This window comes from Stappia sp. WLB 29 (assembly GCF_023507705.1).
Lineage (GTDB): Bacteria > Pseudomonadota > Alphaproteobacteria > Rhizobiales > Stappiaceae > Stappia.
Map to the genome: position 1 here is coordinate 157,076 of NZ_JALBGD010000008.1, position 2,355 is coordinate 159,430.

2 protein-coding genes are annotated in these 2,355 nt (G+C 64.4%); one reads left to right on the forward strand and one right to left on the reverse strand.

What is annotated here, in order from left to right:
* Positions 1-48: 48 nt before the first annotated feature.
* A complete protein-coding gene (locus tag MNI96_RS15960; protein WP_249694756.1) occupies positions 49-297 on the reverse strand; it encodes a phosphopantetheine-binding protein in 249 nt (82 codons plus the stop codon).
* Positions 298-715: 418 nt separating this feature from the next.
* Here MNI96_RS15960 and MNI96_RS15965 point away from each other — a divergent pair, with 418 nt between their 5' ends.
* A complete protein-coding gene (locus MNI96_RS15965) occupies positions 716-2,353 on the forward strand; it encodes a cyclic peptide export ABC transporter (RefSeq protein WP_249694757.1) in 1,638 nt (545 codons plus the stop codon).
* Positions 2,354-2,355: the final 2 nt, after the last annotated feature.

The window sequence follows — 2,355 nt, forward strand, 5'->3', positions numbered from 1 at the left end:
CGCGTGCCCCCTGGTCGGTCCCTGCTTGCTGGCTATGACGTGGTGCGATCAGCCCGTTGCGCGAGCGGCGACCTTTCGGGCAACCGTCTCGCGGATCTGGACAAGGCTCACCAGCACGTCGCCGGTCATTTCCTGCTCCGTGAAGCGGATGTCGAATTCCTGCTCCAGGAATCGGATCAGCTGCACGTAGCCGAAGGAGTCCATCACGCCTTCCTTGAACAGGTCGGAGTCCTCGGGAAACGAGTCGTCGAACTCGATCAGGAACTGTTCTTCGATGAAATCCCGAATTTTGTCCATGCGTCCTGATCGCCTGCAGTCGGGCTGGGAAGCCGTTCGGTGTCCTGTGGAGATCGGACATGCCGGGCGCCTGCCATCTGCACCCCTGTCGTCTCCCGCAAGTGCTCCGCACGACGCGGAACGCCCTTACGGTAGCGAATAAGTGTGCGCCGCAACAGTCTTTCCGCTACCTGTAAAGGATGGCTTGTGGGAAAGGCCTCAATGCATGCAGGGTGTGAAATCCCGGACGCGCCGACAAGGCCCGCACTTGCAAGCGGCGAGCGTGCTGAATAGCATTCAGCCCGGCGGTCGTGCTGCCGAAAATGGCGAAACACCAGTGACATCGGACCCGTGACCATGGCGCTGCCGGCAGGCCGGATACGCTGTGTGGCGGGGTATGCGGCATCGGGACAAGGGCAGTCACCGTGGTTTCATCTGCATGAACATCTTGCGGCTGCTCAGAACCGGCCCGCCGGTGAACCGCCGGTCGATCCTGCTGATCACCAGCTTGGCGGGGCTTGGCAACGCCGGCCTTGTCGGTCTCATCAATGAGGCGGCGGAAAAGGCGGTTCTGGCCGAGCCCGTCGGCGCCCAATTGCTGCTCGTCTATGTGACGATGCTTGCCTTCGTGCTGCTGTCGAGCCGCGCCTCGCTGCATGAGGCTAACCGTTTCGTGCAGTCCCGGCTGGAGGCGACGCGGCGGCGAATCGTCAGCAAGATCCGCCGGGTCGACCTGCGGACGCTCGAGCGGCTCGGCCATGGCGACGTCTTCGTCACCGTCTCGCAGGAGACCGACCACCTGTCGCAGACCCTGCCGTTGCTGATCGGCGCGGCTCAGAACGCCTTCCTGCTGGTCTTCCTGCTGCTCTACGTGGCGACCCTGTCGTCGATCTCCTTCCTCGTCGTGACCGTATTCCTGGCCGCCGGGCTCTATCTTTTCTGGCGGCGCCAGAGCGCTCTGACCGGTGCGCTGGCAGAGGTTCATCACCGGGAAGCGGACATGCTCGACAGCCTGTCCCATTTCACGCTGGGCTTTCAGGAAATCCGCCTCAACGCCGACAAGAACGACGCGCTGCAGGCGCATTTCGCGGACGTCACCTCGCGGTTGCGCCAGGTCGTGGTGGGTTTGGGCGACCGTTGGGTCGCCCTGCTGCAATTCGCCAATGCCTTCATCTTCCTGCTGGTCGGCGTCGTCGTGCTGGTCCTGCCGGTGTTCTTCCAGGGCTATACGGACACGATCTACAAGATCACAGCTGCGACGGTCTTCGCGCTCGGCCCCATCGCGGCGATCACCTCCGTCGTGCGGCTGATCGCGCGCGCCGAGGCGGGCCTTGCCCATGTCTACGACCTGGAGCGGCGCCTCGATTCCGGCCTGACGCCGGAGCCGAAAGGCACGGCGCGGGCGCCCTCGCGTTACCGGTCGTTCCGCACCATCGAAATGCGCGGCGTCACGTTCAGCTATCTCGACGACCAGGGAACTGCGCTCTTCACCGCAGGCCCCTGGAACCTGACGCTCAAGCGCGGCGAGATCCTGTTCCTGACGGGAGGCAACGGCAGCGGCAAGTCGACGGCACTGAAGCTGCTGTGCGGGCTCTACACGCCGGACGGCGGCGAGATCGCCTGCGACGGCGCGTTGGTGAGCGCCGAGACGCGGCGGGACTACCGGGAGATCTTTTCCAGCATCTTCACCGACTTCCATCTGTTCGACCGGCTCTACGGGCTGGAGCACGTCAAGCCGCGCGAGGTCGAGAGGCTGATCGCCCGCATGGAGCTCGACGGTAAGGTGCGCTTCGAGGACGGGCGCTTCTCCACCACGGATCTGTCGACAGGCCAGCGCAAGCGGCTGGCGATGATCGTGGCCTTGCTGGAGGACCGCGAGGTCTATCTCTTCGACGAGTGGGCCGCCGATCAGGACGCCCATTTCCGCGAGGTCTTCTATACCGAGTTGCTGCCCGACCTTAAGGCGCGCGGCAAGACGGTGGTGGCGGTGACCCATGACGACCGTTTCTGGTCGTGCTGCGACCGGCGGCTGGAGCTGGATCTCGGGCACCTTGCCGATGTCAGCGGGGAGGCGTGAGT

What these genes read in the sequence shown, in the direction of transcription:
- MNI96_RS15960 (WP_249694756.1), bottom strand. Translation starts at nt 297, where the DNA reads ATGGACAAAATTCGGGATTTCATCGAAGAACAGTTCCTGATCGAGTTC.
- MNI96_RS15965 (WP_249694757.1), top strand. Translation starts at nt 716, where the DNA reads ATGAACATCTTGCGGCTGCTCAGAACCGGCCCGCCGGTGAACCGCCGG.